Annotated in this window: 23 protein-coding genes; 6 read left to right on the plus strand and 17 right to left on the minus strand. The window is 71.1% G+C overall.

Features of this window, described 5'->3' with window-relative positions:
• Position 1: 1 nt before the first annotated feature.
• Entirely contained in the window at positions 2 to 778 is a 777-nt protein-coding gene (locus ACWA14_RS13955; RefSeq protein WP_463794614.1) for an electron transfer flavoprotein subunit beta/FixA family protein, read from the minus strand.
• A gap of 140 nt (positions 779 to 918) precedes the next feature.
• On the opposite strand from ACWA14_RS13955, the gene ACWA14_RS13960 reads away from it, so the two are divergent.
• Together ACWA14_RS13960 and ACWA14_RS13965 are read left to right on the plus strand one after the other, a co-directional pair.
• Positions 919 to 1,455, plus strand: coding sequence for a MarR family winged helix-turn-helix transcriptional regulator (locus ACWA14_RS13960; RefSeq protein ID WP_463794616.1), 537 nt, complete (start codon positions 919 to 921; stop codon positions 1,453 to 1,455).
• Between the two features lies 1 nt (position 1,456).
• A complete protein-coding gene (locus tag ACWA14_RS13965; RefSeq protein ID WP_463794618.1) occupies positions 1,457 to 1,927 on the plus strand; it encodes an SRPBCC family protein in 471 nt (156 codons plus the stop codon).
• A gap of 114 nt (positions 1,928 to 2,041) precedes the next feature.
• On the opposite strand, the gene ACWA14_RS13970 is transcribed toward ACWA14_RS13965, so the two are convergent.
• The 6 genes from ACWA14_RS13970 to ACWA14_RS13995 all read right to left on the minus strand — a co-directional run bounded on the left by ACWA14_RS13970 (position 2,042) and on the right by ACWA14_RS13995 (position 8,704).
• On the minus strand, positions 2,042 to 2,818 hold the full coding sequence (locus ACWA14_RS13970) for an enoyl-CoA hydratase (RefSeq protein WP_463794620.1): 777 nt from the start codon (positions 2,816 to 2,818) through the stop codon (positions 2,042 to 2,044).
• A gap of 77 nt (positions 2,819 to 2,895) precedes the next feature.
• The gene (gene mmsB / locus ACWA14_RS13975; protein ID WP_463794621.1) at positions 2,896 to 3,783 is read right to left on the minus strand and encodes a 3-hydroxyisobutyrate dehydrogenase; all 888 of its coding nucleotides are present in this window, start codon (positions 3,781 to 3,783) and stop codon (positions 2,896 to 2,898) included.
• Entirely contained in the window at positions 3,780 to 4,970 is a 1,191-nt protein-coding gene (locus ACWA14_RS13980) for an acyl-CoA dehydrogenase family protein (protein WP_463794623.1), read from the minus strand. The genes mmsB and ACWA14_RS13980 overlap by 4 nt, the downstream gene beginning before the upstream one ends.
• Before the next feature lie 38 nt (positions 4,971 to 5,008).
• Complete coding sequence (locus ACWA14_RS13985; protein WP_463794626.1) at positions 5,009 to 6,508, minus strand: CoA-acylating methylmalonate-semialdehyde dehydrogenase; 1,500 nt, start codon at positions 6,506 to 6,508, stop codon at positions 5,009 to 5,011.
• A gap of 346 nt (positions 6,509 to 6,854) precedes the next feature.
• The gene (locus ACWA14_RS13990; RefSeq protein ID WP_463794628.1) at positions 6,855 to 8,039 is read right to left on the minus strand and encodes a thiolase family protein; all 1,185 of its coding nucleotides are present in this window, start codon (positions 8,037 to 8,039) and stop codon (positions 6,855 to 6,857) included.
• Positions 8,040 to 8,071: 32 nt separating this feature from the next.
• Complete coding sequence (locus tag ACWA14_RS13995; RefSeq protein WP_463794630.1) at positions 8,072 to 8,704, minus strand: response regulator transcription factor; 633 nt, start codon at positions 8,702 to 8,704, stop codon at positions 8,072 to 8,074.
• Between the two features lie 483 nt (positions 8,705 to 9,187).
• Between ACWA14_RS13995 and ACWA14_RS14000 the strand changes: the two genes are divergently transcribed.
• On the plus strand, positions 9,188 to 9,802 hold the full coding sequence (locus ACWA14_RS14000) for an antibiotic biosynthesis monooxygenase (protein ID WP_463794632.1): 615 nt from the start codon (positions 9,188 to 9,190) through the stop codon (positions 9,800 to 9,802).
• On the opposite strand, the gene ACWA14_RS14005 is transcribed toward ACWA14_RS14000, so the two are convergent.
• The gene (locus ACWA14_RS14005; RefSeq protein ID WP_463794634.1) at positions 9,780 to 11,015 is read right to left on the minus strand and encodes an ROK family transcriptional regulator; all 1,236 of its coding nucleotides are present in this window, start codon (positions 11,013 to 11,015) and stop codon (positions 9,780 to 9,782) included. The genes ACWA14_RS14000 and ACWA14_RS14005 overlap by 23 nt on opposite strands.
• A gap of 119 nt (positions 11,016 to 11,134) precedes the next feature.
• On the opposite strand from ACWA14_RS14005, the gene xylA reads away from it, so the two are divergent.
• Together xylA and xylB are read left to right on the plus strand one after the other, a co-directional pair.
• Entirely contained in the window at positions 11,135 to 12,325 is a 1,191-nt protein-coding gene (gene xylA / locus ACWA14_RS14010; RefSeq protein WP_463794637.1) for a xylose isomerase, read from the plus strand.
• A gap of 7 nt (positions 12,326 to 12,332) precedes the next feature.
• Positions 12,333 to 13,646: a xylulokinase gene (xylB, locus tag ACWA14_RS14015; protein WP_463794639.1), complete on the plus strand. Its 1,314-nt coding sequence runs from the start codon at positions 12,333 to 12,335 to the stop codon at positions 13,644 to 13,646.
• 56 nt (positions 13,647 to 13,702) lie between these two features.
• Here the strand turns inward: xylB and ACWA14_RS14020 are convergent, their stop codons facing one another.
• The 5 genes from ACWA14_RS14020 to ACWA14_RS14040 form a co-directional block, all read right to left on the minus strand.
• Complete coding sequence (locus ACWA14_RS14020) at positions 13,703 to 14,620, minus strand: aldose 1-epimerase family protein (protein ID WP_463794643.1); 918 nt, start codon at positions 14,618 to 14,620, stop codon at positions 13,703 to 13,705.
• A complete protein-coding gene (araA, locus tag ACWA14_RS14025) occupies positions 14,617 to 16,131 on the minus strand; it encodes an L-arabinose isomerase (protein ID WP_463794645.1) in 1,515 nt (504 codons plus the stop codon). Before araA ends, ACWA14_RS14020 begins: the two co-directional genes overlap by 4 nt.
• 56 nt (positions 16,132 to 16,187) lie before the next feature.
• Complete coding sequence (locus ACWA14_RS14030) at positions 16,188 to 17,780, minus strand: xylulokinase (RefSeq protein WP_463794648.1); 1,593 nt, start codon at positions 17,778 to 17,780, stop codon at positions 16,188 to 16,190.
• Positions 17,777 to 18,517: an L-ribulose-5-phosphate 4-epimerase gene (locus tag ACWA14_RS14035; protein WP_463794650.1), complete on the minus strand. Its 741-nt coding sequence runs from the start codon at positions 18,515 to 18,517 to the stop codon at positions 17,777 to 17,779. The genes ACWA14_RS14030 and ACWA14_RS14035 overlap by 4 nt, the downstream gene beginning before the upstream one ends.
• 236 nt (positions 18,518 to 18,753) lie before the next feature.
• Entirely contained in the window at positions 18,754 to 19,764 is a 1,011-nt protein-coding gene (locus ACWA14_RS14040) for a LacI family DNA-binding transcriptional regulator (RefSeq protein WP_463794652.1), read from the minus strand.
• A gap of 57 nt (positions 19,765 to 19,821) precedes the next feature.
• Here ACWA14_RS14040 and ACWA14_RS14045 point away from each other — a divergent pair, with 57 nt between their 5' ends.
• Positions 19,822 to 20,667: an NAD-dependent epimerase/dehydratase family protein gene (locus ACWA14_RS14045; RefSeq protein ID WP_463794655.1), complete on the plus strand. Its 846-nt coding sequence runs from the start codon at positions 19,822 to 19,824 to the stop codon at positions 20,665 to 20,667.
• A 26-nt stretch (positions 20,668 to 20,693) separates the two neighbouring features.
• On the opposite strand, the gene ACWA14_RS14050 is transcribed toward ACWA14_RS14045, so the two are convergent.
• From ACWA14_RS14050 to ACWA14_RS14065, 4 genes are all read right to left on the minus strand, one after another.
• Positions 20,694 to 21,731 (minus strand): ABC transporter permease, encoded by a 1,038-nt coding sequence (locus ACWA14_RS14050; protein ID WP_463794657.1) that lies wholly within the window; start codon positions 21,729 to 21,731, stop codon positions 20,694 to 20,696.
• Positions 21,728 to 22,795: an ABC transporter permease gene (locus ACWA14_RS14055; protein WP_463794659.1), complete on the minus strand. Its 1,068-nt coding sequence runs from the start codon at positions 22,793 to 22,795 to the stop codon at positions 21,728 to 21,730. The genes ACWA14_RS14050 and ACWA14_RS14055 overlap by 4 nt, the downstream gene beginning before the upstream one ends.
• Positions 22,792 to 24,399 (minus strand): sugar ABC transporter ATP-binding protein, encoded by a 1,608-nt coding sequence (locus ACWA14_RS14060; protein ID WP_463794663.1) that lies wholly within the window; start codon positions 24,397 to 24,399, stop codon positions 22,792 to 22,794. Before ACWA14_RS14060 ends, ACWA14_RS14055 begins: the two co-directional genes overlap by 4 nt.
• A gap of 96 nt (positions 24,400 to 24,495) precedes the next feature.
• A complete protein-coding gene (locus ACWA14_RS14065) occupies positions 24,496 to 25,500 on the minus strand; it encodes a substrate-binding domain-containing protein (protein ID WP_463794665.1) in 1,005 nt (334 codons plus the stop codon).
• Between the last annotated feature and the right edge of the window lie 115 nt (positions 25,501 to 25,615).

The following is a 25,615-nucleotide window of genomic DNA, read 5'->3' on the forward strand; positions in this document are numbered from 1 at the left end:
CTCACACCAGCCTGTTCTGCACGAGGTAGTCGACGAGTTGTGCGGCGGCGTCGCCGTCATCGGTGATCTTGACGCCGGCAGCCCGCGGAGGCTTCGCGGCCACCGAGGTCATGATCGTGCGGGGGGCGACCGCCGGGTCCGCCGAGACCTCGAGATCCGCCAGCGACAGCACTTCGAGCGGCTTCTTCTTGGCGGCCATGATGCCCTTGAAGTTGGGGAACCGGGCATCCGGCAGCGCCTCGGTGATCGAGATCACGGCGGGCAGCGGGGCCGAGACGGTCTGCGATCCGGCATCCGCCGCGCGCGTGCCCGAGACGGTGTCGGCCGTGATCTCCACCGACGACAGCGCCGTCGCCTGCGCGTATCCGAGGTGCTCGGCGAGCATCGCCGGCATGACACCGCCCGAGCCGTCGGTCGACAGGTTGCCGGTGATGACGAGGTCGGGCGCGGCACGGCGGATCGCGGCGGCGAGCACCTCGGCCGTCAGACCGAGGTCGGCGCCGGCGAGCTGCTCGTCGGCGATGTGCACCGCGGATGCCGCACCGATCGCGAGCGCCCGCCGCACGGTCGCGGTCGAGGTCTCCGGCGCCATCGAGAGGGCGACCACCTCGGTGCCCTCGTTCTTGTCGGCGTGGCTCAGCGCGACCTCGAGCGCACGCTCGGTGATCTCATCCAGCACCAGGTCTCCGGCGCCGCGCTCGGCCAGACCGGTCTCGAGGTTCAGGGTGCGATCACCGTAGGTGTCCGGCACCTCTTTGACCAGGACGAAGATCTTCATCGATTGCTCCTCACGACTGCGTCGATTCTACTCCTGCGGGACTCAGTTCCACCCGCCGCGCGACTCGGATTCACCCGCGTCCGGCATCCCGGCACGCGCGTCGCCCCGCCGAGGCGTCTCGCCACCACTACCGTAGAGGAGTGGTCCGACCCCGCCCGCTCCCCGTGGATCCGCTCGCCGAGGCGAAGCGGCAGTGGCTCGCGCACGGATGGACGGATGCCGCCGACGGCATGACCGTCGTCACCTCGGTGATGCGGGCCCAGCAACTGCTGCTCGCACGCGTGGATGCCGCGCTCAAACCGTTCGCGCTGAGCTTCGCCCGCTACGAGATGCTGCGGCTGCTCGCGTTCAGCCGGGCGGGCAGGCTCCCCCTCTCGAGCGCCGTGGCGCGCCTGCAGGTGCATGCGACCACCGTCACGAGCACGGCCGAGCGACTGGTGCGCGACGGGCTGATCGTGCGCGAACCGCACCCGCACGATGGACGCGCGGCGATGCTCGCCCTCACGGATGCCGGACGCGATCTCGTCGAGCGCGCGACCGCCGCCCTCAACGCCGACGTCTTCGCCGATCCGGGGATGAGCCGCGCCGATGCGGCCGAGCTCGTCGCGATCGTCGCCCGCCTCCGCCGGGATGCCGGCGACTTCACCGATCCGCGGCCGCGACCCGAGCCCCTCTGACATGGCGCGCTTCGTCCTCGAGACCGTGATCGCCGCCGCACCCGAGGCGGTGTTCGCGGCGTCGCTCGATCCCGCGCTGCACCAGGATTCGATGGCGCGGTACGGCGAGCGCATGGTCGAAGCGCCCGCGGGAGGGACGTTCACGGAAGGATCCACCGTGACATGGCGCGCGCGCCACTTCGGCATCCCGTTCCGGTTGCGGTCGCTGGTGTTCGACATCGAACCGCCGCGCAGATTCTGCGACCGCCAGATCTCCGGGCCCTTCGGTGCGCTCCTGCACGAGCACGTCTTCGAGGCGCACCCGCAGGGCACGCTGATGCGGGACACCCTCGAGTTCCACTCGCCGTTCGGACCGCTCGGGCGACTGGTCGATCGACTGGTGCTCCGCGCATACCTGCAGCGGCTCCCCACGGAGCGCAATGCGGCCATCGCGGCCGCGGTCGAGAGCCCCGGGAACACCCCCACGCCCTGAGACCGGGTCGGGGGACGTTCACAATTCAGGCCGATCGCGTCGCCGAGGCGCCAGAACGGCCCCACGACGCCCGTCCGGCGCCGTTCGTCCTGAATCGTGAACGCCCCCATGACGTCACCGGTTCTGGAAGTCCGGGCTGCGCTTCTCGCGGAAGGCCGCCATGCCCTCTTTCTGGTCCGCGGTGTCGAACAGCGCCGCGAACGCCTGCTTCTCGTGCGCGAGACCCTCGGCCAGCCCGGTCTCCATGGCCGCGTCGAGCGCGGCCTTGGCTGCGTACACCGACGGCAGCGAGCGGGCCGCGATGGTCTCGGCGAGCGTCGTCGCCTCGGACAGCAGGTCGGATGCCGGCACCACCCGCGACACGAGGCCGGAGCGTTCCGCCTCCTCCGCGCCCATGAAACGACCCGAGAGCACGAGCTCGGCGGCCTTGTAGTACCCGACCGCGCGGATCAGCCGCTGCGTGCCGCCCATCCCGGGGATCACGCCGAGGGTGATCTCCGGCTGACCGAACTTGGCCGTGTCCGCGGCGAGGATGATGTCGCACATCATGGCGAGTTCGCATCCGCCCCCGAGCGCGAAGCCGGCGACCGCGGCGATCACGGGCGTGCGCACCGCCGCGAAGTCGTGCCAGACGCCGAAGTGGTCGGTGGCGATCATCTCCGCCGCCGACATCCCCTCCATCTCCTTGATGTCGGCTCCCGCGGCGAACGCCTTCTCCGAACCGGTCACCACGATCGCGCCCACTCCGTCATCCGCGTCGAAGGCACGCGCCGCCGCAGTGACCTCCGCGGCGAGCTGACTGTTCAGCGCGTTCAGCGCCTGCGGGCGGTTCAGCGTGATCCAGCCCACGCGTCCGCGCTGCTCGACCAGGATCGTCTCGTACTCGGTCATCGTGATGTCCGCCTTCCTGTCATCGTCGGCGTGTGCGCCGTGTTCAGTATCGCCGTGTCGTCGGGCGACCGCGGTCGTCACACCCGGTCGTCGCGGATGTCGGTGATGATGCCGGAGAAGTCGCGCGTCGCGCCGTCCCCGTCCGCGAAGGCCGCGTAGATGCGCTGCGCCAGGCGGCCCATCTGCGCATCCGTCGAGGTCTGCTCGATGGCCTGCAGCGCCAGACCGAGGTCTTTCGCCATGAGGGCGCCGGCGAAGCCCGGCTGATAGTCGCGGTTCGCCGGGCTCGAGGGCACCGGTCCCGGCACCGGGCAGTTGGTGGTGAGCGACCAGCACTGGCCCGACGCCTGCGACACGACGTCGTACAGCGCCTGGTGTTCGAGGCCCAACCGCTCCCCGAGCACGAACGCCTCGGCGACCGCGATCTGAGACACCGCGAGGATCATGTTGTTGCAGACCTTCGCGGCCTGCCCGAGCCCGGGCCCGCCGCAGTGCACGATCCGCCGCCCCATGGCCTCGAGCAGCGGCAGGGCGGCGGCGAAGTCCTCCTCGGATGCCCCCACCATGAACGCCAGCGTGCCGTTCTCGGCTCCGACCACGCCCCCCGACACCGGGGCGTCGATGTGACGGTGCCCCGCCGCGACGGCCAGCTCGTGCGCCGTGCGCGCTTCGTCGACCGCGATCGTCGACGACTCGATGAACAGCGTGCCCGGTCGCGCCGCGGCGAGCAGCTCGGAGCGATACGCCTCGATCACGTGGCGCCCGGCCGGGAACATCGTCAGCACGACGTCGGCGTCCGTCACGGCGTCCGCCCCGCTCGCGGCCACCGGGATGCCGGCCGTCGCCGCCGCCGCGATCGCCGCCGGCACCAGGTCGAATCCGTGCACCTCGTGGCCGGCCTTCGCCAGGTTCACGGCCATCGGCAGGCCCATGTGCCCGAGCCCGAGGAACGCGATGCGGGTCATGACGCGGCCCGCATCGATGCGGATCCGGCCGGTCGCAGCATCTCGCGTCCGACGATCAGCCGCATGATCTCGTTCGTGCCCTCGAGGATCTGGTGCACGCGCAGGTCGCGCACGACGCGCTCGATGCCGTAGTCGTGCAGGTACCCGTAGCCGCCGTGCAGCTGCAGCGCGCGGTTGGCGACGTCGAAGCCGGCATCCGTCGCGAAGCGCTTGGCCATGGCGCAGCGCATGGTGGCGTCGGGGGCGTGCGCGTCGACCGCTTCCGCGCCGTCGCGCACCATGAGGCGGGCGGCCTGCAGGTCGGTGCGCATGTCGGCGATCGCGAACAGGATCGACTGCTTCTCGGCGAGGACCTCGCCGAAGGCGACGCGTTCGTGCACGTACTGCACCGCACGGTCGAGCGCCCACTGCGCTCCTCCCAGGGAGCAGGCGGCGATGTTCAGCCGTCCTCCGTTGAGCGCCGACATCGCGATCGCGAAACCCTTGCCCTCCTCACCGAGCAGAGCGGATGCCGGAACCCGCACGCCGTCCAGCACGACCTGCCGCGTGGGCTGCGCGTGCCACCCCATCTTCTTCTCCAGGGCACCGAAGCTCAGCCCCTCGGCGTCGGCCCCGACCAGGAAGGCGCTGATGCCCCGCGCGCCGGGCTCACCCGTGCGGGCCATCACGACGTACACCGCGGCCTCCCCCGCGCCCGAGATGAACTGCTTGACGCCGGTCAGCACGTAGTCGTCGCCGTCCCGCACCGCACTGGTGGTGATGTTGGCGGCATCCGATCCCGCCCCCGGCTCGGTGAGGCAGTAGCCGCCGAACGCGACCATCGCGGTGAGGTCGGGCAGCCAGCGATCGATCTGATCCGCGGTGCCGTAGGTGTCGATCATCCAGACCACCATGTTGTGGATCGAGATGTAGGCGGCGACCGCGGGATCGCCTTTCGCGAGCTCCTCGAAGATCGCCACCGTGTCGACGCGGGCGAGCCCGGTGCCGCCCGACTCCTCGCGCACGTAGATGCCCCCGAGCCCGAGCTCCCCGGCGGTGCGCAGCGACTCCCGCGGGAACAGATGCTTCTCGTCGCGCTCGGCGGCGAACGGGGCGAGCTCGGTCTCGGCGAATTCGCGCACGGCACCGAGGATCGCCTCGCGCTCCTCCGGAGTGGTGGACGACGTGGAGGTGGTGGGGGTGCTCATCATGGTCATTTCCGTGGTCCCTGATTCGGTGGACGGGGTCAGTGCATCGTGGGGATGACGAAGCTCGCGCCTTCGCGCACGCCGCTCGGCCAGCGACTCGTCACCGTCTTGGTCTTGGTGTAGAAGCGGAAGGCGTCGGTGCCGTGCTGGTTGAGGTCGCCGAACCCGCTGCGCTTCCAGCCGCCGAACGTGTAATACGCGATCGGCACCGGGATGGGCACGTTCACCCCGACCATGCCGACCTCGACCCGGGCGGCGAAGTCGCGGGCGGCATCGCCGTCGCGCGTGAAGATCGCGACGCCGTTGCCGTATTCGTGCTCGGAGGCCATGCGCAGCGCCTCCTCGTAGTCGGCGGCGCGGGCGATGACCAGCACCGGGCCGAAGATCTCCTCGCGGTAGATCGCCATCTCGGTCGTGACATGGTCGAACAGGGTCGGGCCGAGGTAGAAGCCCTCCTCGTGGCCGGGCACGACGAGTCCTCGTCCGTCGGCGAGCAGCGTCGCGCCCTCGTCGATCCCCTGGCGGATGTACCCCTCGACCCTCTCGACCGCCGCACGCGTCACGAGCGGGCCGTAGTCGACGTCGGTTGCCAGCGAGGGGCCCACGCGGAGCTTCGCGACGCGTTCCGTGAGCTTCGCGGCCAGGGCGTCCGCCGTCTCCCGTCCGACCGGAACCGCGACCGAGATGGCCATGCAGCGCTCGCCCGCCGAGCCGTAACCGGCGCCGATCAGCGCGTCGACGGCCTGATCGAGGTCGGCGTCCGGCATCACGATCATGTGGTTCTTCGCACCGCCGAAGCACTGCGCGCGCTTGCCGTGCGCGGTCGCGGTGGCGTAGATGTATTCGGCGATGGGCGTCGATCCGACGAACCCCACCGCGCGGATCCGGTCGTCGGTGAGCAGCGCGTCGACCGCTTCCTTGTCGCCGTGCACGACGTTCAGCACCCCTGCGGGCAGCCCCGCCTCGAGGAACAGCTCGGCCAGACGGACGGGCACCGAGGGGTCGCGCTCGCTGGGCTTGAGCACGACGGCGTTGCCCGCGGCCAGCGCCGGACCCGCCTTCCACAGCGGGATCATCGCGGGGAAGTTGAACGGGGTGATCGCCGCGACCACACCGAGCGGCTGACGCATCGAGTACACGTCGATGCCGGCTCCCGCACCCGTGGAGTATTCGCCCTTGAGCAGATGCGGGGCTCCGGCCGAGAACTCGATCACCTCGAGTCCGCGCTGGATGTCGCCCTTCGCGTCGTCGACGGTCTTGCCGTGCTCGCTCGCGAGGAGCTCGGCGAGCGACTGCATCTCGCGTTGCGCCAGATCGAGGAAGCGCAGCAGCACGCGGGCGCGCTTCTGGGGGTTCGTCGCGGCCCAGGCGGTCTGCGCCGCCGCCGCGTTCGCGATGACCTCGCCGACCTCGTCCGCCGAGGCGAGCGGCACGCGCGCCTGCACGGCCCCCGAGCTGGGATCGAAGACGTCGGCGAAGCGTCCGTCTTCCGGGGTGCGATGCGATCCGCCTACGAAGTGCGGGATTGTGCGAGTCATTTTGCGACTTCCCTCCGTACCGTCCTTGGCACAGTGGAAAGTTTACTTCGCCATCCGCAGATTTACTAGGACATCCTTGTATCTGCCCGCGGGCGATGCGCACAGCCGTTCCCCTGCCGTTCACCGCGCGGCCATGTGCGTCGATTACAACTGCAGGTGCGCGGAAGACTCAGACCGGAACGGGTAGTCACAGATTTCCGCGCCGCGGAGAGCGGATCCCGCTCCCGCCGCGGTGCCCACACCGCAGGACCCCCGCCGAAATCGGGTCGGCGGGGGTCTTCTCCGTCCCGCTGTCCGGCACCGGCGCCCCCGGTTCCGGCGCCCTCCGGCCCGGCGGCGTTCGTCCTCAGAGGCGCTCGACGATGGTCGCGTTCGCCATCCCGCCGCCCTCGCACATCACCTGCAGTCCGTAACGTCCGCCGGTCGCCTCCAGGTGATCGACCAGGGTGCCCAGCAGTCGCGTGCCCGAGGAGCCGAGCGCGTGGCCGAGCGCGATCGCCCCGCCGCGGGGGTTCAGCTTCGCGGGATCGGCACCGAGCTCGGCGGCCCAGGCCAACGGCACCGAGGCGAACGCCTCGTTCACCTCGTACGCGTCGAGGTCGTCGATCGTGAGCCCCGACCGTTCGAGGATGCGCCGCGTCGCGGGGATCGGGCCGGTGAGCATCAGGAGCGGGTCGTCTCCCACCACCGCGAACGAGTGGAACCGCGCGCGCGGCGTCAGCCCCCACTCCGCGGCGCGCTCCGCACTCATCAGCAGGGCGGCGGAGGCTCCGTCGCTGAGCGGCGAGGACGAGCCCGCCGTGATGCGCCAGTCGAGCTCCGGGAAGCGGGCGGCGAGCGCCTCGGTGCGGAAGGCGGGAGGGAGGCCGGCGAGCGCCTCGGCCGTCGTCCCCGGTCGCACGGTCTCATCCGTGAGCGCGTCGGGTGCCTCCTCGACCGCGATCAGGGTGCGTGTGAAGAAACCCGAGTCCGCGGCCGTGGCGGCGCGACGGTGGGACTCCGCCGCGTAGGCGTCGAGCTGTGCACGCTCCAGCCCCCACCGCTGCGCGATCAGCTCGGCCGAGACCCCCTGGTTCACCAGCCCGTCCGGGTAGCGGGCGCGCAGACGCGGAGACATCGGAGAGCCTCCCGCCCCGGAGGATCCCAGCGGCACCCGGCTCATCGACTCGACACCGCCCGCGATCACGACGTCATAGGCGCCGGCGATGATGCCCTGCGCCGCGATGTGCACGGCCTGCTGACTCGACCCGCACTGCCGATCGATCGTCGCGGCGGGCACACCCTCGTCGAAGCCGGCGGCGAGCACGGCCTGGCGCGCGATGTTCATCGACTGCTCGCCGACCTGGCTCACGCAGCCGAGCAGGACGTCGTCGATCTGCCACGACTCCAGCCCGGTGCGGTCGCGGAGGGCCCGGAGCACTCCCGCCGCGAGATCGACCGGGTGCACCCCGGAAAGCGCTCCTCCGGGCTTTCCGCGCCCGACGGGCGTACGGACGACATCGACCAGGACCGCTTCGCTGCGTGGGCTCATGACCCCATTCTGCGCCCTGCGCCCCGCACCGGTCAGGGATTCGGCTGCACGTAACCGTCTTCCACCGCACGCCGGAACAGATCGACCTTCGTCAGAGCGGGGCGCCCGACCGCGGCGTACTTGCCGCGGATGCGGCGCACGTGATCGAGCACCGTCTCCCGCGACACGAAGAGCTGCTGCGCCACCTTCTCCGCGGTCTCCCCCGCGGCGTAGCGGGCGAAGACCTCGGTCTCGCGCGCCGAGAGCGCGACGCGGGTGAACGCGGCTCCGCCCTGCCCGAGCCGCGTCGTCCAGTGCAGGCCGGGTTCGAGCTGCCCGCGCGCCGCGGCGTTCAGGGTCGCCATGATGTGGGGCACCTCCTCGGCCTTGTTGATCATGCCGACCGCTCCTGCCCGCGCGGCCTCGCGGATCGTGGCCAGGGACTCCTCCGAGACGTGGACCAGGACTCTCGCGCCGACCGGGGACAGCGAGGCGATGTTCTGCGGCGCGGTCGATCCGTCGGACAGCGTCAGATCGAGGATGACCACGTCCATCCGCTGCCGGAAGGCGAGCAGCTCGGCCACGGTACGGCCGGCAGCGACCACATGGAAGCCCGGATGGCTCCCGATGATCGCCGTGGCTCCCACGAGCGTCGCCCGATGATCATCGATGATTCCTACGCACACGACCATATGATCCCCATTCCCCCCGTGCTGCTGTCGTACTGTCCTGCTGTCCTGCTGTCCTGCGAAAGTTCTACCGCGACCCGACCGATATGTCACCGCGGCCCCGTCCCGCCGCCGGAGGGCGGGAGGACCGGGGCGGGCGGGGATGGGTGGGCCCGCCCCGGAGTCAGGGGGAGACGGAAGACAGCCGTTCCCGTCGCACACCGCGCGTCGACACGATCGAGAGCACCTCATGCACTCGGCATCGGCGGGGTGTGGGCATCGGCATCCTTCTTCTGTCGTTCGGGGCAGCCACGCTGCACCCACCGACCCAGACCACGGGGGGCCCGTTTCGTGACGCCGTTCCCGGCTATTGCTTCCGAGCCCCGGCGGAGCGCCCCGGGCTCCGCCGCGGCGAATAGAATCGACGACGCGCCGCGACCCTGGCGCAGCCCCCTTCGGCGTGTCCGCGACCCGGCCGCCCCGCTCCCCCGAGGATCCGCCATGTCCAGCGCTCCCATCACGGTCTCCATCCGCCGCGAGGTCGACCCCGATCGCATCGATGAGGTCACCTCCTGGGTGCAGAGGGGCGTGAACAAGGCGAACCGCTACCCGGGATTCCTCGGATCCGGCTGGGTGCGCGCGGGCGCCGATTCGCAGGTGTGGCACATGCTGTACCGCTTCGCGGACGAGGACACCCTCGTCGCGTGGGAGGGCTCGGAGGAGCGGGCCTCGTGGCTGGCGACCGGCGAAGGTCTCGTGCTCAGCGAGCGCTCACGCCGGCGCAGCGGCATCGAGGGATGGTTCGACGATCCCGCCACGGGCACCATCACCGTTCCGGTCACGAGCGGCTCCGTGCCGACCCCGGTCGGCAGCGCACCGCCCCGCTGGAAGCAGGCGGTCACGATCTGGCTGGGCTTCTTCCCGGTGAATCTCGCGTTCACCTACGCCATGAGTCCGATCCCGGGCTGGGATGCCCTGCCGATCTGGCTGCGCGTGCTGGCGACGACCCTCGTGCTCACGCCGATCATGACCTACTGGGTGCTGCCGTTCGTGACGCGCTCGCTGCGGACCTGGCTCGCCCGCGAGCCCCGCGTCAGATCACGCCGGCGGCGGTGAACGCCAGCTCGGCCGCGCCGAGCAGCAGACGGTCGGCCGCGAGCGAGGCCGGGAGGATGCGGAGGTCCTCGACGCTCTCGGCCATGGCCGACGCACGCACCGCCTCCGCGAAGCCGTCGGGGTCGACCTCGGCCAGCATCGCGAGGAAGCCGCCGAGCACGACGACGGCGGGGTTGAGGATGTTGACCGCATCGGCGATCGCCGGGGCGAGGATGCCGCGCTGACGTCGGCACTCCTCCCGCACGGCATCCCGCCGGGAGCTCGCGTCGTCGCGCGCGTCGGGGGCCCCGAGGTCGGTCGCTGTCGCGATCGCGACCGCGAGGGCCGCGTCGTCGGCGGTGTGCCGCCCGAGCGCGATGAGCAAACGGGCCCTGCTGACCTCGTCCTCGAGCACCGCGACGGGCCCCTGCGTCCCCTCCGCGCCGGTCCGCACCCGGTTCTGGCCGAACTCCCCCGCGTATCCGCCGACGCCGCCGACGGGCAGCCCGTGCACGATGATGCCACCGCCGATGCCCGAGGGGCCGCCGTTGAGATAGACGACGTCGTCGGCACCGCGTGCGGCACCGAAGAGGTGCTCGGCCAGGGCCCCGAGGCTCGCGTCGTTGCCGACCGCGACCGGGAGCCCGGTGGCGGTCGTGAGGAGCGCCCGCACGGGGGCGTCGACCCAGCCGAGGTGGGGGGCGTTGCGCACCAGGCCGTCGCCCTGGCGCACCAGCCCCGGCACGGCGACGCCGATGCCGACGACGCGCGTCTCCCGCAGCGTGTCGCGGGTCCAGCGCTCCAGCACCTCCGCGACCAGAGCGGCCACCGCCTCGGCGGACGGCAGGATCGTCTCGATGCGCTCGCGCACCGCGATCCCGTGGGCGAGGTCGATCGCCGCGATCTCCACGGCATCCACCTCGGGGTTCACCGCGATCACGACGGTCTGCGGCGAGGCCTGCACCACCGGCGACGGGCGTCCGACCCGACCGGCGGGATCGGGGTCGCGCTCGATGACCCAGCCGTCGGCCACCAGCTCGGCGACGAGATCGGCCACGGTCGATCGATTGAGCCCGGTGGCGGAGGTCAGCTGGGCGCGGGACTGCGGCCCGTCCAGATGCACTCGGCGGAGGAGGCGGGCGAGGTTGCGCGCGCGCACGCCGTCGCCGTCCTTCGACGCCGCCGCCGTCGCACTCGCCGTCGCACTGATCGTCGTCGACGCGTCTCTCACCACGGACACTCCTCTGCTCCGACGCCCCAGTCTAGGAGGCTGGACATCGTCGAGCCCAGCCTATATGTTGTTGTTCACAACAATTGCGCCGCGTCGCCGCGGACGCCATGCGAAGGAGCATCATGAGCCTCACCCCGACCCGCGCCGACAAGTTCTCGTTCGGCCTCTGGACCATCGGATACAACGGATCCGACCCCTTCGGCGGCCCCACCCGTCCGGCCCTCGACGTGGTGCACGCCGTCGAGAAGCTCTCCGAGCTCGGGGCCTACGGCCTCACGTTCCACGACGACGACCTGTTCGCCTTCGGCTCGACCGACGCCGAACGCCAGACGCAGATCGACCGCCTGAAAGGCGCCCTCGCCGACACCGGCGTGATCGTGCCCATGGTCACCACCAACCTCTTCAGCGCCCCGGTCTTCAAGGACGGCGGATTCACCTCCAACGACCGCCAGGTGCGCCGCTTCGCCCTGCGCAAGGTGCTGCGCAATCTCGACCTCGCCGCCGAGCTCGGCGCCCAGACGTTCGTGATGTGGGGCGGGCGCGAGGGCGCGGAGTACGACTCCGCCAAGGATGTCCGCTCCGCGCTCGAGCGCTACCGTGAAGCCGTCAACCTGCTCGGCGACTACGTCACCGACAAGGGCTACGACATCCGCTTCGCGATCGAGCCCAAGCCCAACGAGCCGCGCGGCGACATCCTGCTGCCCACCCTCGGCCATGCGATCGCGTTCATCGACTCGCTCGAGCGCCCCGAGCTCGTGGGCGTGAACCCTGAGGTCGGTCACGAGCAGATGGCAGGACTCAACTTCACCGCCGGCATCGCGCAGGCGCTGTTCCACGGCAAGCTGTTCCACATCGACCTGAACGGCCAGCGCGGCATCAAGTACGACCAGGACCTGGTGTTCGGGCACGGCGACCTGCACAACGCGTTCTCGCTCGTCGATCTGCTCGAGAACGGCGGCCCGAACGGCATCCCGGCCTACGACGGTCCCCGCCACTTCGACTACAAGCCCAGCCGCACGGAGGACGAGTCGGGCGTGTGGGACTCCGCCGCCGCCAACATGCGCACCTACCTGCTGCTGAAGGAGCGTGCCGCGGCCTTCCGCGCCGACCCCGAGGTGCAGGAGGCCCTGGCCGCCGCGAAGGTCGCCGAGCTCTCGACGCCGACGCTGAACGAGGGCGAGTCCTACGACGCCCTGCTCGCGGACCGCAGCGCGTACGAGGACTTCGACGCCGACGCCTACCTCGGCGGCAAGGGCTTCGGCTTCGTCCGTCTGCAGCAGCTCGCCACCGAGCACCTGCTCGGCGCTCGCTGATCCGCTCATGGCTCTCGTGCTCGGCGTCGACTCCTCGACGCAGTCGTGCAAGGTCGTGGTGATCGACGCCGAGACGGGCGCCGTGGTGCGCACGGGTCGGGCCTCGCATCCCGCGGGGACATCGGTCGACCCGGAGGCGTGGTGGACCGCGCTGACCGCGGCGATCGCCGAGGCGGGCGGGCTCGACGACATCACCGCCTGGTCGATCGGCGGCCAGCAGCACGGACTGGTGGCGCTCGACGCCTCGGGTGCCGTCATCCGTGATGCCCTGCTGTGGAACGACACCCGCTCGGCGGATGCCGCGGCCGCGCTGATCGCCGAGGTCGGGGCGCCGGAGCTCGCGGAGCGCACGGGCCTGGTGCCGGTGGCCTCGTTCACGATCTCGAAGCTGCGCTGGCTGCGCGACCATGAGCCCGAGAACGCGGCTCGCGTGGCCGCGATCGCCCTGCCCCACGACTGGCTCACCTGGCGACTGCGCGGCTACGGTCCGGAGGGAGCGGATGCCGCCCCGCTCGGGCCGGTCCTGGAGGAGCTCGTGACCGATCGGTCGGACGCCTCGGGCACCGGATACTGGAGCGCCGCGACCGGCGAGTACGACCGCGCACTGCTCGCCGCCGCGCTCGGTGCGCATGACGACGTCGTGCTGCCGCGCGTGCTCGGTCCGCAGGAGTCGGTGGCGGATGCCGCCGGGCGGCGCGTGGGCCCCGGCGCCGGAGACAACGCGGCCGCGGCTCTCGGACTCGGCGCCGGGCCCGGAGACGTCGTCGTGTCGATCGGCACCAGCGGCACGGTCTTCGCGGTGAGCGAGACGCCCTCCGCCGACCCCTCCGGCATCATCGCCGGCTTCGCCTCCGCGGACGGACACTTCCTCCCGCTCGTGTGCACGCTCAACGCGGCGCGGGTGCTCGACGTCACCGCGGCGCTGCTCGGGGTGGATCACGACGAGCTCGGCCGCCTCGCCCTGGCGGCATCGGCGGGGGCGGCAGGACTCTCGCTCGAGCCCTACTTCGAAGGCGAGCGCACGCCCAACCTCCCCGATGCGACCGCGACGCTGCGCGGCATGACCCTCGCCTCGACCACCCGCGAGAACCTGGCGCGAGCCGCGGTGGAGGGGATGCTGTCCGGCCTCGCCGCGGGTCTCGACGCGCTGCGCGATGCCGGAGTCCCGCTGCGGCGAGCGCTGCTGATCGGCGGCGGCGCGCAGTCGTCGGCCGTGCGGGAGATCGCCCCGCAGGTGTTCGGCCTGCCGGTCGAGGTGCCGCCCGCCGGCGAGTACGTCGCGCTCGGCGCGGCCCGCCAGGCTGCGGACCTGGTGCGGTAGCGGGAGCGGCACTCCCGCCCCCACGCGCGCCCGGACTCAGACCCCGAAGCCCGGACTCAGACCCCGAAGATCCGCCAGGACGCGGAGTGTGTCTCGCCCGCTTCCAGGGTCACGAGATCGACGCCGGAGTTGAACGCATCCGGCGGGCACGTCATCGGCTCGACCGCGAGGCCGATACGGTGCGTCTCCGGCGCCGGGGTATCGGCGGTGTGCACCTGCACCCACGGGCATCGCTCGTCCCAGGCGATGCCCACGCCGTGTCCGTCGGCGGTCGTCACGCGCACCTCGGCCACCCCGTCGGTGCGGGCGAGCTCGGTGAACGCGTGATCGATGAACACGTCGTCGATCCGGCGCGGCGTGCGGAAGTCCCACTCGGGGTGCGCGTCGACCGCCGCGACCGCGACCGGACTCAGCCGTTCCGGGGTCACGGTGAGCACCTCGGATGCCGGGAGCGTCAGCGTCCAGTCGTCCACCCGGCCCGGTCCGGCCACCAGGTAGGGGTGAGGTCCGGTGCCCCAGGGCGCGGCATCCGCTCCGATGTTGTGCGCGGTCACGGTCTGCCGCAGACCGTCGGCGTCGAGGCGGTACTCGACCTCGACCTCCACGCGGAAGGGGTACCCCGCCTGCGGCTCGATCACGGCCGCGAGCACCACGCGGTCGTCGAGCACGAGGCGATCCTCGAATTCGGCCCACCCCAGGAGCCCGTGCAGGGCCTGCGCACGCTCCGGCTCTGTGAGCGGCAGCTGATGCGTCGCGCCCGCGAAGGCGTAGCGGCCGTCGACGATGCGGTTGGGCCAGGGCGCGAGCGTCGCGCCGCGGTAGGCCGGGCGCACCTCATCGGCGTCGAACGGCACGACCAGGTCGCGGCCGTCGAGCGTGAGCGCGCGCAGTGTGGCACCGATGCTCGCGATGTCCGCGCGGTAGCCCCCGGAGACGAGGCGCCGCGGACGCCCCGACCGCGGCGTCGCGCTCACAGGCCCTGCGCCAGTCGGTAGTAGGCCTGGTTCCACCGCACCTGCTTCTGGAACTCCGGCAGGGTCGTGCTCTCGTCGATCACGAGCAGCTCGACCTCGGCCATGTCGGCGAAGTCGCGGAAGGCCTCGATCCCGACCGCGGTCGACATCACCGTGTGGTGCGCGGCGCCGGCGGTGAGCCAGGCGGCGGCGCTCGTGGTGAAGTCGGGCTGCGGCTTCCACACCGCGCGCCCCACGGGAAGGTTCGGCAGTGCGGCCCGCGGCGCCACGTTCTCGACCACGTTCGCGGTCAGCCGGAACCGGTCGCGCATGTCGCTCAGCGCCACCACGACCGCCGGCCCGGGGTCGGCGGTGAAGACCAGACGCACGGGGTCAGCCTTGCCGCCGATGCCCAACGGGTGGATCTCGAGGCTCGGCTTCGCGGTGGTGAGCGAGGGCGAGACCTCGAGCATGTGCGCCCCGAGGATGAGCTCGTCGCCGGGGGTCATGTCATAGGTGTAGTCCTCCATCAGGCTCGCGCCGCCCGGCAGCCCCGCCCCCATCACGTTCGCGATGCGCACGAGGATCGCGGTCTTCCAGTCGCCCTCCGCGCCGAAGCCGTAGCCGAGCGCCATGAGACGCTGCACCGCCAGGCCCGGGAGCTGCGTCAGCGCACCCAGGTCTTCGAACGAGGTCGTGAAGGCGCCGAAGCCGCCCTCCTCCAGGAAGGAGCGCAGACCGACCTCGATCGCGGCGCCGTCGCGCAGGGCTCCGTGCCGCTCACCGCCCCGCCGCAACTCGGGGGCGACCTCGTACAGCTCGTCGTACTCGTCGATCAGCGCGTCGACGTCGGCATCGGATGCCGCGGCCACGGCCTCCGCGAGGTCGTTCACGCCCCACGTGTTGACCTGCACGCCGAACCGCAGTTCGGCCTCGGTCTTGTCGCCCTCGGTCACCGCGACGAAGCGCATGTTGTCGCCGAAGCGGGCGAGCTTCAGGTCGCGCGCGGCCGCGAGTCCGGCCGCCGCCCGCTGCCAGGTGCCCAGCTCCCGACGAAGGCGCGGGTCGGAGGCGTGCCCGACGATGGTCTTGCGCGGCACACCCAGGCGCGTCTGGATGTACCCGAACTCCCGGTCGCCGTGCGCGGCCTGGTTCAGGTTCATGAAGTCGAAGTCGATCTCCGCCCACGGCAGCTCGACGTTCGCCTGCGTGTGCAGGTGCGCGAGCGGCTTCGTCAGCGCGTCGAGCCCGGCGATCCACATCTTGGCGGGGCTGAAGGTGTGCATCCACGCCACGAGGCCGATCACGCGGTCGTCGGCGTTCGCCTCCAGCGCGGTGCGCTTGATGGCCGCGGCGTCGGTGAGCACCGGCTTCCAGACGATGCGCACCGGGACCTCGGGCGACTCGTCGAGCAGCCGTGCGATCTGCTGCGACTGCGTGGCGACCTGCGCGAGGGTCTCCGGCCCGTACAGGTGCTGGCTGCCGGTGAGGAACCAGACCTCGTAGCCGTCGAGGGAGGTGGTCAGCGCCATGGGGAGTCGCCTTTCAGAAGCGGGTGAGGGAGAGGGGGAAGCGGAGAGTCCGCGGGTCAGAGGGAGGCGACGGCGGCGGCCTCGACGGCCAGCCCCGCGCGATAACGGTCGAGGTAGGAGGCGAAGCCGGCGACGTCGGCCGGATCGGGATCGACGGTGGAGAGGGAGGCCGCGGCGAACACGCGCTGCGCGAGGTAGTCGCCGAGCGCGAGCTCGTCGGCGTGGTCGAGGTAGGCCGCGAGCACCGCGATGCCCCACGCCCCGCCCTCCGCGGCGAGTTCGCCGACCGCGACGGGGGCGTCCAGCGCCCCGGCGAGGAAGCGCTGCGCCACCCCGGCGGTGCGGAACATGCCACCGTGCGCGAACATCCGGTCGAGCTGCACACCCTCCGCCGCGAGCACCCGCATGCCCAGCGCGAGCGTGCCGAACACGCCGTAGACCTGCGCGCGCAGGAAGTTCGCCAGCGTGAACGCGCTGTCGGGCGTGCGCACGAACAGCGGACGCCCCGCGGTCAGCCCGGCGATCGGCTCGCCCGCGAGGTGGTTGTATGCGAGCAGTCCGCCGGCATCCGCTTCGCCCTCCAGCGCCTCGCGGAAGAGCACGTCGAAGGTCGCGTCGTCGCTCACGGGTTGACCGGATGCGGCGGCGAAGCGTGTGAAGAGCCCCGCCCACGCGGCCAGCTCGCTCGCGCCGTTGTTGCAGTGCACCATCGCCACGGCATCGCCCGCGGGGGTGGTCACCAGGTCGAGCTCGTGATGCACCTCGGTCAGCGGCTGTTCGAGCACGACCATCGCGAAGATGCTCGTGCCCGCGCTCACGTTGCCCGTGCGCGGGGCGACGGAGTTCGTCGCGACCATGCCGGTGCCGGCGTCGCCCTCGGGCGGGCAGAGCGGGATGCCGGGCCGGAGCGCGCCGCTCGGATCGAGCAATGCGGCGCCCTCCGCCGTGAGCGTTCCCGCCGAAGCCCCGGCGGGACGCACGGACGGCAGCAGCGCGGCCACCGGGGCGGGGAGCCGTCCGGCGACGAGGCCGTCGTACGCCTGCAGCATCCGCGCGTCGTAGGTGCCGGTGGCGGAGTCGATCGGGAACATGCCGGAGGCATCGCCGACGCCGAGCACGCGTTCGCCCGTGAGCGACTGGTGCACGTAACCGGCGAGGGTGTTCACGCTCGCGATCCGCGCGACGTGCGCCTCGTCGTCGAGCACGGCCTGGTGCAGATGCGCGATCGACCACCGCAGCGGGATGTTCACCCCGAACAGCGCACCGAGTTCCGCGGAGGCGGCACCGGTGCTCGTGTTGCGCCAGGTGCGGAACGGCACGAGCAGGTCGCCGGCCGCATCGAAGGCGAGGTAGCCGTGCATCATGGCCGAGACGCCGATCGCCCCGAAGGACTCCGGGCGGATGCCGTGGCGCTCCTGCGCGTCGTCGAGGAGGTCGGTGTACGCCGCCTGCAGCCCCGCCCAGACCTCGTCGATCGCATAGGTCCAGCGACCGTCTTCCAGCCGGTTCTCCCACGCGAAAGAACCGGTCGCGAGGACCTCGGTGGCGGTGCGGCCGATCAGGCAGGCCTTGATGCGCGTGGAGCCGAGCTCGATGCCCAGGCTCGTGCGGCCCGCGCGGAGGTCGTCGGCGGCGGTCTGCGCGGTCATCGGCGGGGATCCTCACTCTGGCCGTACACGTTCTGATAGCGGTCGTACAGGCGGTCGATCGCCTCCGGCGGGAGCGGGATCAGCGGCCCGGCCTCGCGGGCGAGGTGCACGGTGCGGGCGACGTCCTCGACCATGACCGCGGCCTTCACGGCATCCTTCGCGTCGCTGCCGATCGTGAACGGGCCGTGGTTCTGCATGAGCACCGCACGGGAGCGGTGCCCACGGAGTGTGTCGACGATGCCGCGGCCGATCGAGTCGTCCCCGATGATCGCGAAGGGACCGACCGGGATGGGCCCGCCGAACTCGTCCGCCATGGCAGTGATCACGCACGGGATCTCCTCGCCGCGGGCGGCCCAGGCCACCGCGTAGGTGGAGTGCGTGTGCACGACGCCACCGACCTCGGGCATGTTCCGGTAGACGTAGGCGTGCGCGGCGGTGTCGCTCGACGGAGCGCGGTCGCTGCCGGGGGCGCCGGGGATGACGGTGCCGTCGAGGTCGCACAGGATCATGTTCGCCGGGGTGAGCTCGTCGTAGCTCACGCCGCTGGGCTTGATCACGAAGAGGTCGGCGCCCGGGACGCGGCCCGAGACGTTGCCGCCGGTCCAGACGACCAGGCCGTAGCGGACGAGCTCTCCGTGCAGGCGGGCGACATCGGCGCGGACCGCGGCGATCGCGCGCTCGACGGCGGCGTCGAAGGCGGGGGCGGGGGCGTCGAAGGTGGGGGCGTCGTTGCTCACAGCTGCCTCAGGGGTCGGAGCCGGTCACTGTGACCGGTCACAGAAGTCTGTCACGGGCGCGTTCGGTGCGTCAAGGCACCCGGGCTCGCCGCTCCGCCGTTCACAATTCAGGCAGAACGCGAGACCCGCCTGACCCGGCCCCCGAGAATCCGCGGTATGTCCTCAGGCGTGACCACGATCTGACTGAATCGTGAACGCGACCCGCGTCGCAGCGGGCGGGTCGGCGGGGCGCCGGGTCAGCGGGGCGGAGCCACCGACGCACGGGAGACCAGCACGGGGGCGACCGGCGGGAGCACGGCCGAGTCGGCACCGGGGCCGCCGATCACGGCCGCGACCGCACGCCGGGCGAGCTCCTCGAAGTCCTGGCGCACCGTCGTCAGCGCCGGCCAGTAGTACGCGGCGTCCGGGGTGTCGTCGAACCCCACCACGCTCAGGTCGCCGGGCACCGCGAGACCGGCCTCGTGCAGGGCGCCGAGCAGCCCGAGCGCCATCTGGTCGTTCGCCGCGAACACCGCGGTGACGCCCGATCGCCGGATCGGATCGCCGGCCGCGTGGCCCGACCCCGCCGACCAGTCCCCCGCGATCACCGGACCCGGGGTCAGCCCGCGCGCGGTGAGCTCGGCCGCGAACCCTTCGGCGCGCGACTCCGCCTCGAGCCAGTCCGGGGGGCCGGCGAGGTGGGCGATGCGCGTGTGACCGGCCTCCGCGAGCGCCGCCACGGCCAATCGGGCACCGGCCGCCTGGTCCACCGAGAGCCCGGTGGCGCCGGACCCCGCGGAATGCAGAGTCACGATCGGCACGTCGATCCGCAGTGCCGAGAGCGCCTCCAGAGTCTGCGTGTGCGGGGCGACGACCACGATGCCCTCCACCCCCTGCACGACGAGGTGATCCACCGCCGCGAGCACGGCGTCGGTGTCGGCCGCGTCCGCGAACGCCGCGCTGAGCCAATAGCCCGCCCCGCGCGCCGCGGCCTCGAGCGCCGCGAGACTGCGGGAGGGCCCGTACTGCAGCGCGTCCGAGGCCAGCACGCCGAGCGTCCGCGAGCGGCGGGTGCCGAGCGCACGGGCGGCGTTGTTCATGCGGTAGCCGAGCTGGAGCATCGCCGCGCGCACGCGCTCCTGCGTCTCCGGGGCCACATCGGGATGCTCGTTCAGCACGCGCGAGACCGTCTGCCGGGAGACCCCGGCGAGCGCGGCGACGTCACGGACGCCGATCGGGCGGCGCGGGGTACTGCGGGGGTCACTCACGCCGACGAGTGTACGACGCCCGGCCCTCGGGGCTCGCGGCCATGGCACGCTGGTGGCATGCGCATCGCTCTCACCGGATCATCAGGCAAGCTCGGCCGCGTCGTCGCGCGCGAACTCCGCGCGAACGGCCACCAGGTCATCGGCATGGACGTGACCGGCGCCCGCGGCGCCGACTTCGTGCAGGTCGACCTGACCGACTACGGACAGGTCGTCGACGCGTTCACCGCGGTGGGCGATCGGCACGACGGTCTCGATGCCGTGGTGCACCTGGGTGCGATCCCGGCTCCGGGCATCCGCAGCGACGTCGCCACCTTCCACAACAACATGCCCGCCACCTTCAACGTGTTCTGGGCGGCCGTGCGGCTCGGCATCCGCCGCATCGTGTACGCCTCGAGCGAGACCGTCCTCGGCCTGCCGTTCGACGTGCCCCCGCCCTACGTGCCCGTCGACGAGGACTACCCGCCGCGCCCCGAGTCGGTGTACTCCCTCGTGAAGACGCTGGAGGAGCAGCTCGCGACCGAGCTGGTGCGCTGGCACCCCGAGACGTCGATCACGGCGCTGCGCTTCTCGAACGTGATGGACCCGGAGGACTACGCCGAGTTCCCCGCGTTCGACGCCGACGCCCTTCGGCGCAAGTGGAACCTGTGGGGGTACATCGACGCGCGCGACGGTGCGCAGGCGGTGCAGCGGGCGCTCGAGGTCGCCGCGCCGGGGTTCGATCAGTTCATCATCGCGGCGGCCGACACCGTGATGTCGCGCCCGAACGAGGAGCTGCTCGCCGAGGTGTTCCCCGACGTGCCCGTGAAGCGGGAGTTCGGCCCCACGGAGACGCTGCTGTCGATCGACAAGGCCCGCCGCGTGCTGGGTTTCGACCCGCAGCACTCCTGGCGCGACCACGTCTGACCGGCCGCCGGGAGCGCGGCGCCCCCCTACTCCCGTTTTCGCGTCACCGCGCGCTGCAGCAGGACGAACACGAGCAGGATGCCTCCGGTGATGATCGTGGTCATCTCGGGCGGGATGCCGCCGTCACGGGTGATGAGCACATTCATCAGCCCCAGCACCAGGGCCCCGATGACGGATCCGAGCACGTAGCCGTAGGCACCGGTGAGCACCGTGCCTCCGATCACGGCGGCCGCGATCGCGTCGAGCTCCCAGCCGATGCCGGTGATGTTCTGCGCCGTGCCGAGCCGTGCGGTGTAGAGCACGGCGGCGAGGCCGGCCAGCGCCCCGCTGATCACGTAGACCAGCACCTTGGTGCGCGGCACCGGCAGTCCCATCAGCAGCGCCGAGCTCTCCGATCCGCCGATGGCGTAGACCGTGCGTCCTGTGCGGGTGCGGTGCAGGACGAAGAACGCGACCGCCACCACGATCACCGCGACGATCACCGCGGGGGTGATCACGAGGTCGTTCACCTTGGGCCCGTCGATGATCTTCAGCTGCGTGCCGATCCAGCGGATGGGCGAGTCCTCGCCGAGCCTCTCCGGCTTGGTGCTGAGCAGCGAGGCGAGGCCGCGGCCCAGGAACATCATCGCGAGCGTCGCGATGAAGGGCTGCACGGCGAAGTAGCGGATCAGGATGCCGGACACCGTCCCGAAGAGCACGCCGATCCCGATCATCGCGATGATCACGGCGAAGGCGTTCCACCCCTCGTTCGAGAGCATCACGCCCGCGACGGACGACACCGCGATGATCGATCCCACCGACAGGTCGATCCCGCCCGTGAGGATCACGAACGTCAGGGCGACGGCGAGCACGATGAGGTGCGCGTTGTTGATCAGCAGGTTGGACAGCGTGTTGAACTGCAGGATGCGGCCGTAGGCCGTCTCGCCGAAGATCACCATCCCCACGAAGATCACGACGGAGGCGATGGTCGGCAGCACCGAGGGGTTCGCGGTGAGCATCCGCCGCACGCGATCGGAGGCCTTCTCGGTCGGGCGCAGCGACGGGGTCGCGGTCAGGGCGCTCATGCGCTCACCTCTTCCTTCTGCAGGAGCTGCTCGGTGGGTCGGGTCCTCCGGCGCCGCCGGAACCAGCTGCGCACCCGCTGCGACTGCAGCAGACACAGCAGGACGATCACGATGGCCTTGAAGGCGGGGGTCGCCGACGACGAGATGCCGAGATAGAGCACCGTCTTGTCGAGCGTCGCGATGAGGAGCGCTCCGACGAACGCCCCGCTGAGCGAGAACTTCCCGCCCGCCAGAGAGGCCCCGCCGATCACGACCGCGAGGATCGCGTCGAGTTCGAGCTGATAGCCGGTACGCGAGATGTCGACGGTCATGACGCTTCCGACCGACATGATGCCGGCGACTCCGGCGAGGATGCCGCTCATGATGTAGGCCGTGAGCAGGAGCCCCCGGGGCTTGATGCCCGCCATCCGGCTGGCGCGCGGGTTGATGCCGATCGCCTCGATCATGAGACCCAGGGCGCTGCGCCGGACCACCCAGCCGACCGCGATCACGATGAGGACGGCGAGGATGAACACCACCGGGATGCCGATCACGAAGCCGTTCGCGATCCAGCGGAAGGAGTCGTTCGAGGCGGTGGTGTTCTGCCCGCCGGTGATGACTTTCGCGATGCCGCGTCCGGCCAGCATGAGCACGAGCGTGGCGATGAACGGCTGCAGCCCGACGTAGGCGACGAGCAGCCCGTTGACCGCTCCGAGGATGCCGGCGATGACCAGCGCGAGGCCGACGGCGGCGAGCGCGGCGCCGAAGGAGCCCCCCGCGGCGCTGAGGAACTCCATCGACACGGCCCCGGCGACGGCCATGAGCGAGCCGACCGAGAGGTCGATCCCTCCGGTCGCGATGACGAGCGACATCCCGATGGCGATCATCATCACCGGCGCCGCCTGGCGCAGGATGTCGATCAGGTTGCCGACGAGATTGCCGTTGTTGGGGTTGATCGAGAGTGCCAGGTACGTCGGATCCTTGATCACGTTCAGCGCGAGCAGGGCGAGGATCGCGACGATTCCCCAGAAGAAGGGCTTGTGGATGAGATCCCGCCAGATGGTGGTGCCGGCTGCCGCGGTCATCGCGCTGCCTCCTTGTCGGTTGTGGGGGCGATGCTATCGGGCAGGGCGGCGTCGGTGTCGTCGAGGGTCTCGGCCGCGGCATCCACTCCATGCGCGGCGATCACGTCGACGATCACCTGCGCGGTGACGTCGGGGCCGTTCTGGATCTCGCCGATCTTGCGGTGGTCCTTCAGGACCACGATCCGCTCGGACAGGCGCACCACCTCCTCCAGCTCCGACGAGATGAACACCACGGCGACGCCGTCCTCCGCGAGCTGGGCCACGGCCTCCTGGATCTCGGCCTTGGCACCCACGTCGATGCCGCGCGTCGGCTCGTCGAGGATCAGCAGTTCGGGCTGCGTCGCGAGCCAGCGCCCGAGCAGCACCTTCTGCTGGTTGCCACCCGACAGGTTCTTGATCATCCGGTCGGGGTCGGCCGGTCGCACGTTGAGCTGATCGATGTAGCGGTCGACGATCGCGTCCTGCTCCTTGCGGCTCATGGGCCGCGCCCAGCCGCGCTCGGCCTGGACCGCGAGCACGATGTTCTCGCGGACGGTGAGGTCGCCGATGATCCCCTCGTCCCGTCGGTTCTCGGTCGAGAACGCGAGCCGCCGCGCGAGCGCGTCGGCCGGGGAGCGCAGGTCGACGCGTCGGCCGTGCAGCTCGATGGTGCCCTCGTCGGTGCGATCGGCTCCGTACAGCAGCCGGGCGAGCTCGGTGCGACCCGATCCGAGCAGTCCGGCGAAGCCGATGACCTCTCCGGGGCGGATGTCGAGATCGGTCGCCTCGACCGCGCCGCGTCGGGCGATGCCGGTCGCCGCGAGCAGCGGCTTCTCCGCGGCGTCCCTCGGCTCCCGGCGCCGGTTGCCGCCCAGGGACTTGAGGGTGTCGAGGTCCTTGCCGATCATCGTCGAGATGAGCGCGTGCCGGTCGAGATCGCGCGTGCGGTACTCGCCCTCGTAGCGGCCGTTGCGCAGCACCGTGAGGCGGTCGCTGATCGCGTAGACCTGGTCGAGGAAGTGCGAGACGAACAGGATCGCGACGCCCTGATCGCGCAGAGAGCGGATGACGGAGAAGAGGCCGTCGACCTCGGCGGCGTCGAGGCTCGATGTCGGCTCGTCGAGGATGAGCACCTTCGCCTTGATCGCCATCGCGCGACTGATCGCGACGAGCTGCTGCAGCGCGATCGAGAGCGTCGACAGCGGCTTGCGGGTGTCGAGGTGGCCGAGGCCCAGCCGGGCGAGCGCCTCCGTCGCGGCGCGATGCGTGGCGGCCCAGTTGATGCCGAACAGGCCGCGCACCTCATGACCGAGCATCACGTTCTCGCCGATGGAGAGGTTGGGCGCGAGGTTGACCTCCTGGTAGACCGTGGAGATCCCGGCATCCTGCGCGTCCGCGGCGCCGCCGAAGCTGCGCTCCTGTCCCGCGACGACGATCGACCCGGAGTCGATCCGGTAGACGCCGGTCAGGGCCTTGATCAGGGTCGATTTCCCGGCGCCGTTCTCGCCCATGAGCGCATGGACCTCGCCCGGGAAGAGACGCAGCTCGACCCCGTCGAGCGCCTTCACGCCGGGGAACTCGATCGAGATCTCGCGCATCTCGACGAGGGGTGGTTCTTCATTCATCGCTGTCTCTCCGTCCGGAGAGCCCGGGTGGCGCGGTCGCGCTGCCCCACCCGGGCTCGCTGCCGGATCACTCCGGCGTCGGGTTCCGCTGCTCGATCAGTACTTGCGGTCGGCGAGCACGGCCTGAGCCGCCTCGGCGGAGTCGAATGCCTCGCTCGGGACGACGATGTACGACTCGACCTCCTCGCCGGCGAGCGCCTTCTCGACCACCTCGAGCGCGGTCTCCCCGAACAGCGGGTTGTACTCGTGCACGTAGCTGAGCTGACCGTCGGCGAGCGCCTGCATGGCGTTCTTGGTGCCGTCGATCGTGGCGATCTTCACGTCTTCACCCACGACCAGACCGGCCTCCTCGGCGGCCTGCGCCGCGCCGAGACCCATCTCGTCGTTCTGCGCGAACACGAGCTGGATGTCGTTGCCGCTCGACTTGAGCATGGTCTCGAAGACGCTCTTGCCCTCTTCCGCCGACCAGTTCGCCGTCTGGGCGTCGAGCTTGGTGAGCGAGGAGTCGCCGAGGCCTTCGTCGAATCCGGTGTTGCGCTCGTTGACGACGCCCACGCCGGCGGGCCCCTCGAGCACGACGTAGTTGCCGCCGTCCGGGAACGTCTCGGCCGCCCAGGTGCCGACCTGCTTCGCGACCTCGACGTTGTCGGGCGCGATGCGCGTCACATACAGGCTGTCGTCGTCGGGCTCGATACCGCGGTCGAGCAGGATGACGGGGATCTCCGCCTCCTGGGCACGGGTGAGCGAGTCCTCCCAGCCCGACGCCTCGGTCGCCGACAGCAGGATGACGTCGACACCCTCGTCGACGAACGACGTGAACGCGTCGATCTGCGACTTCTGGTCGAGGTTGGTCGCGGGGGCGTACTTCAGCTCGTACCCGGCCTCCTCCGTGAAGGTGTCCTGGATGTTCTGCTCGTTGGCCTCTCGCCACGCGCCTTCGGGACCCACGGCGACGAATCCGACCGTCGTGATCTCGTCGGATCCACCGCCGTCACCACCGTCGCCGCCGGAGTCACCGGTGGCGCAGGCTGCCAGGCCGATCGTGAGTGCGCCGACTGCTGCCAGACCGAACGCGATGCGGATGCGCTTCTTCGCGGACATTTCTTCTCCTCTTCGAGACGCCGGTGGTCGCTCCGGCAACGATGGACCGATCGTGGTCCCTGTCGTGATTGCAGGACAGCGACATCGCATGTCCTGCGGTGATGTTACCGGGAAC

The organism is Microbacterium sp. TW_SC_2, from assembly GCF_055361165.1.

What these genes read in the sequence shown, in the direction of transcription:
- ACWA14_RS13955 (WP_463794614.1), bottom strand. Translation starts at nt 778, where the DNA reads ATGAAGATCTTCGTCCTGGTCAAAGAGGTGCCGGACACCTACGGTGAT.
- ACWA14_RS13965 (WP_463794618.1), top strand. Translation starts at nt 1,457, where the DNA reads ATGGCGCGCTTCGTCCTCGAGACCGTGATCGCCGCCGCACCCGAGGCG.
- ACWA14_RS13970 (WP_463794620.1), bottom strand. Translation starts at nt 2,818, where the DNA reads ATGACCGAGTACGAGACGATCCTGGTCGAGCAGCGCGGACGCGTGGGC.
- mmsB (WP_463794621.1), bottom strand. Translation starts at nt 3,783, where the DNA reads ATGACCCGCATCGCGTTCCTCGGGCTCGGGCACATGGGCCTGCCGATG.
- ACWA14_RS13980 (WP_463794623.1), bottom strand. Translation starts at nt 4,970, where the DNA reads ATGAGCACCCCCACCACCTCCACGTCGTCCACCACTCCGGAGGAGCGC.
- ACWA14_RS13985 (WP_463794626.1), bottom strand. Translation starts at nt 6,508, where the DNA reads ATGACTCGCACAATCCCGCACTTCGTAGGCGGATCGCATCGCACCCCG.
- ACWA14_RS13990 (WP_463794628.1), bottom strand. Translation starts at nt 8,039, where the DNA reads ATGAGCCCACGCAGCGAAGCGGTCCTGGTCGATGTCGTCCGTACGCCC.
- ACWA14_RS14000 (WP_463794632.1), top strand. Translation starts at nt 9,188, where the DNA reads ATGTCCAGCGCTCCCATCACGGTCTCCATCCGCCGCGAGGTCGACCCC.
- xylA (WP_463794637.1), top strand. Translation starts at nt 11,135, where the DNA reads ATGAGCCTCACCCCGACCCGCGCCGACAAGTTCTCGTTCGGCCTCTGG.
- xylB (WP_463794639.1), top strand. Translation starts at nt 12,333, where the DNA reads ATGGCTCTCGTGCTCGGCGTCGACTCCTCGACGCAGTCGTGCAAGGTC.
- araA (WP_463794645.1), bottom strand. Translation starts at nt 16,131, where the DNA reads ATGGCGCTGACCACCTCCCTCGACGGCTACGAGGTCTGGTTCCTCACC.
- ACWA14_RS14030 (WP_463794648.1), bottom strand. Translation starts at nt 17,780, where the DNA reads ATGACCGCGCAGACCGCCGCCGACGACCTCCGCGCGGGCCGCACGAGC.
- ACWA14_RS14045 (WP_463794655.1), top strand. Translation starts at nt 19,822, where the DNA reads ATGCGCATCGCTCTCACCGGATCATCAGGCAAGCTCGGCCGCGTCGTC.
- ACWA14_RS14050 (WP_463794657.1), bottom strand. Translation starts at nt 21,731, where the DNA reads ATGAGCGCCCTGACCGCGACCCCGTCGCTGCGCCCGACCGAGAAGGCC.
- ACWA14_RS14055 (WP_463794659.1), bottom strand. Translation starts at nt 22,795, where the DNA reads ATGACCGCGGCAGCCGGCACCACCATCTGGCGGGATCTCATCCACAAG.
- ACWA14_RS14060 (WP_463794663.1), bottom strand. Translation starts at nt 24,399, where the DNA reads ATGAATGAAGAACCACCCCTCGTCGAGATGCGCGAGATCTCGATCGAG.
- ACWA14_RS14065 (WP_463794665.1), bottom strand. Translation starts at nt 25,500, where the DNA reads ATGTCCGCGAAGAAGCGCATCCGCATCGCGTTCGGTCTGGCAGCAGTC.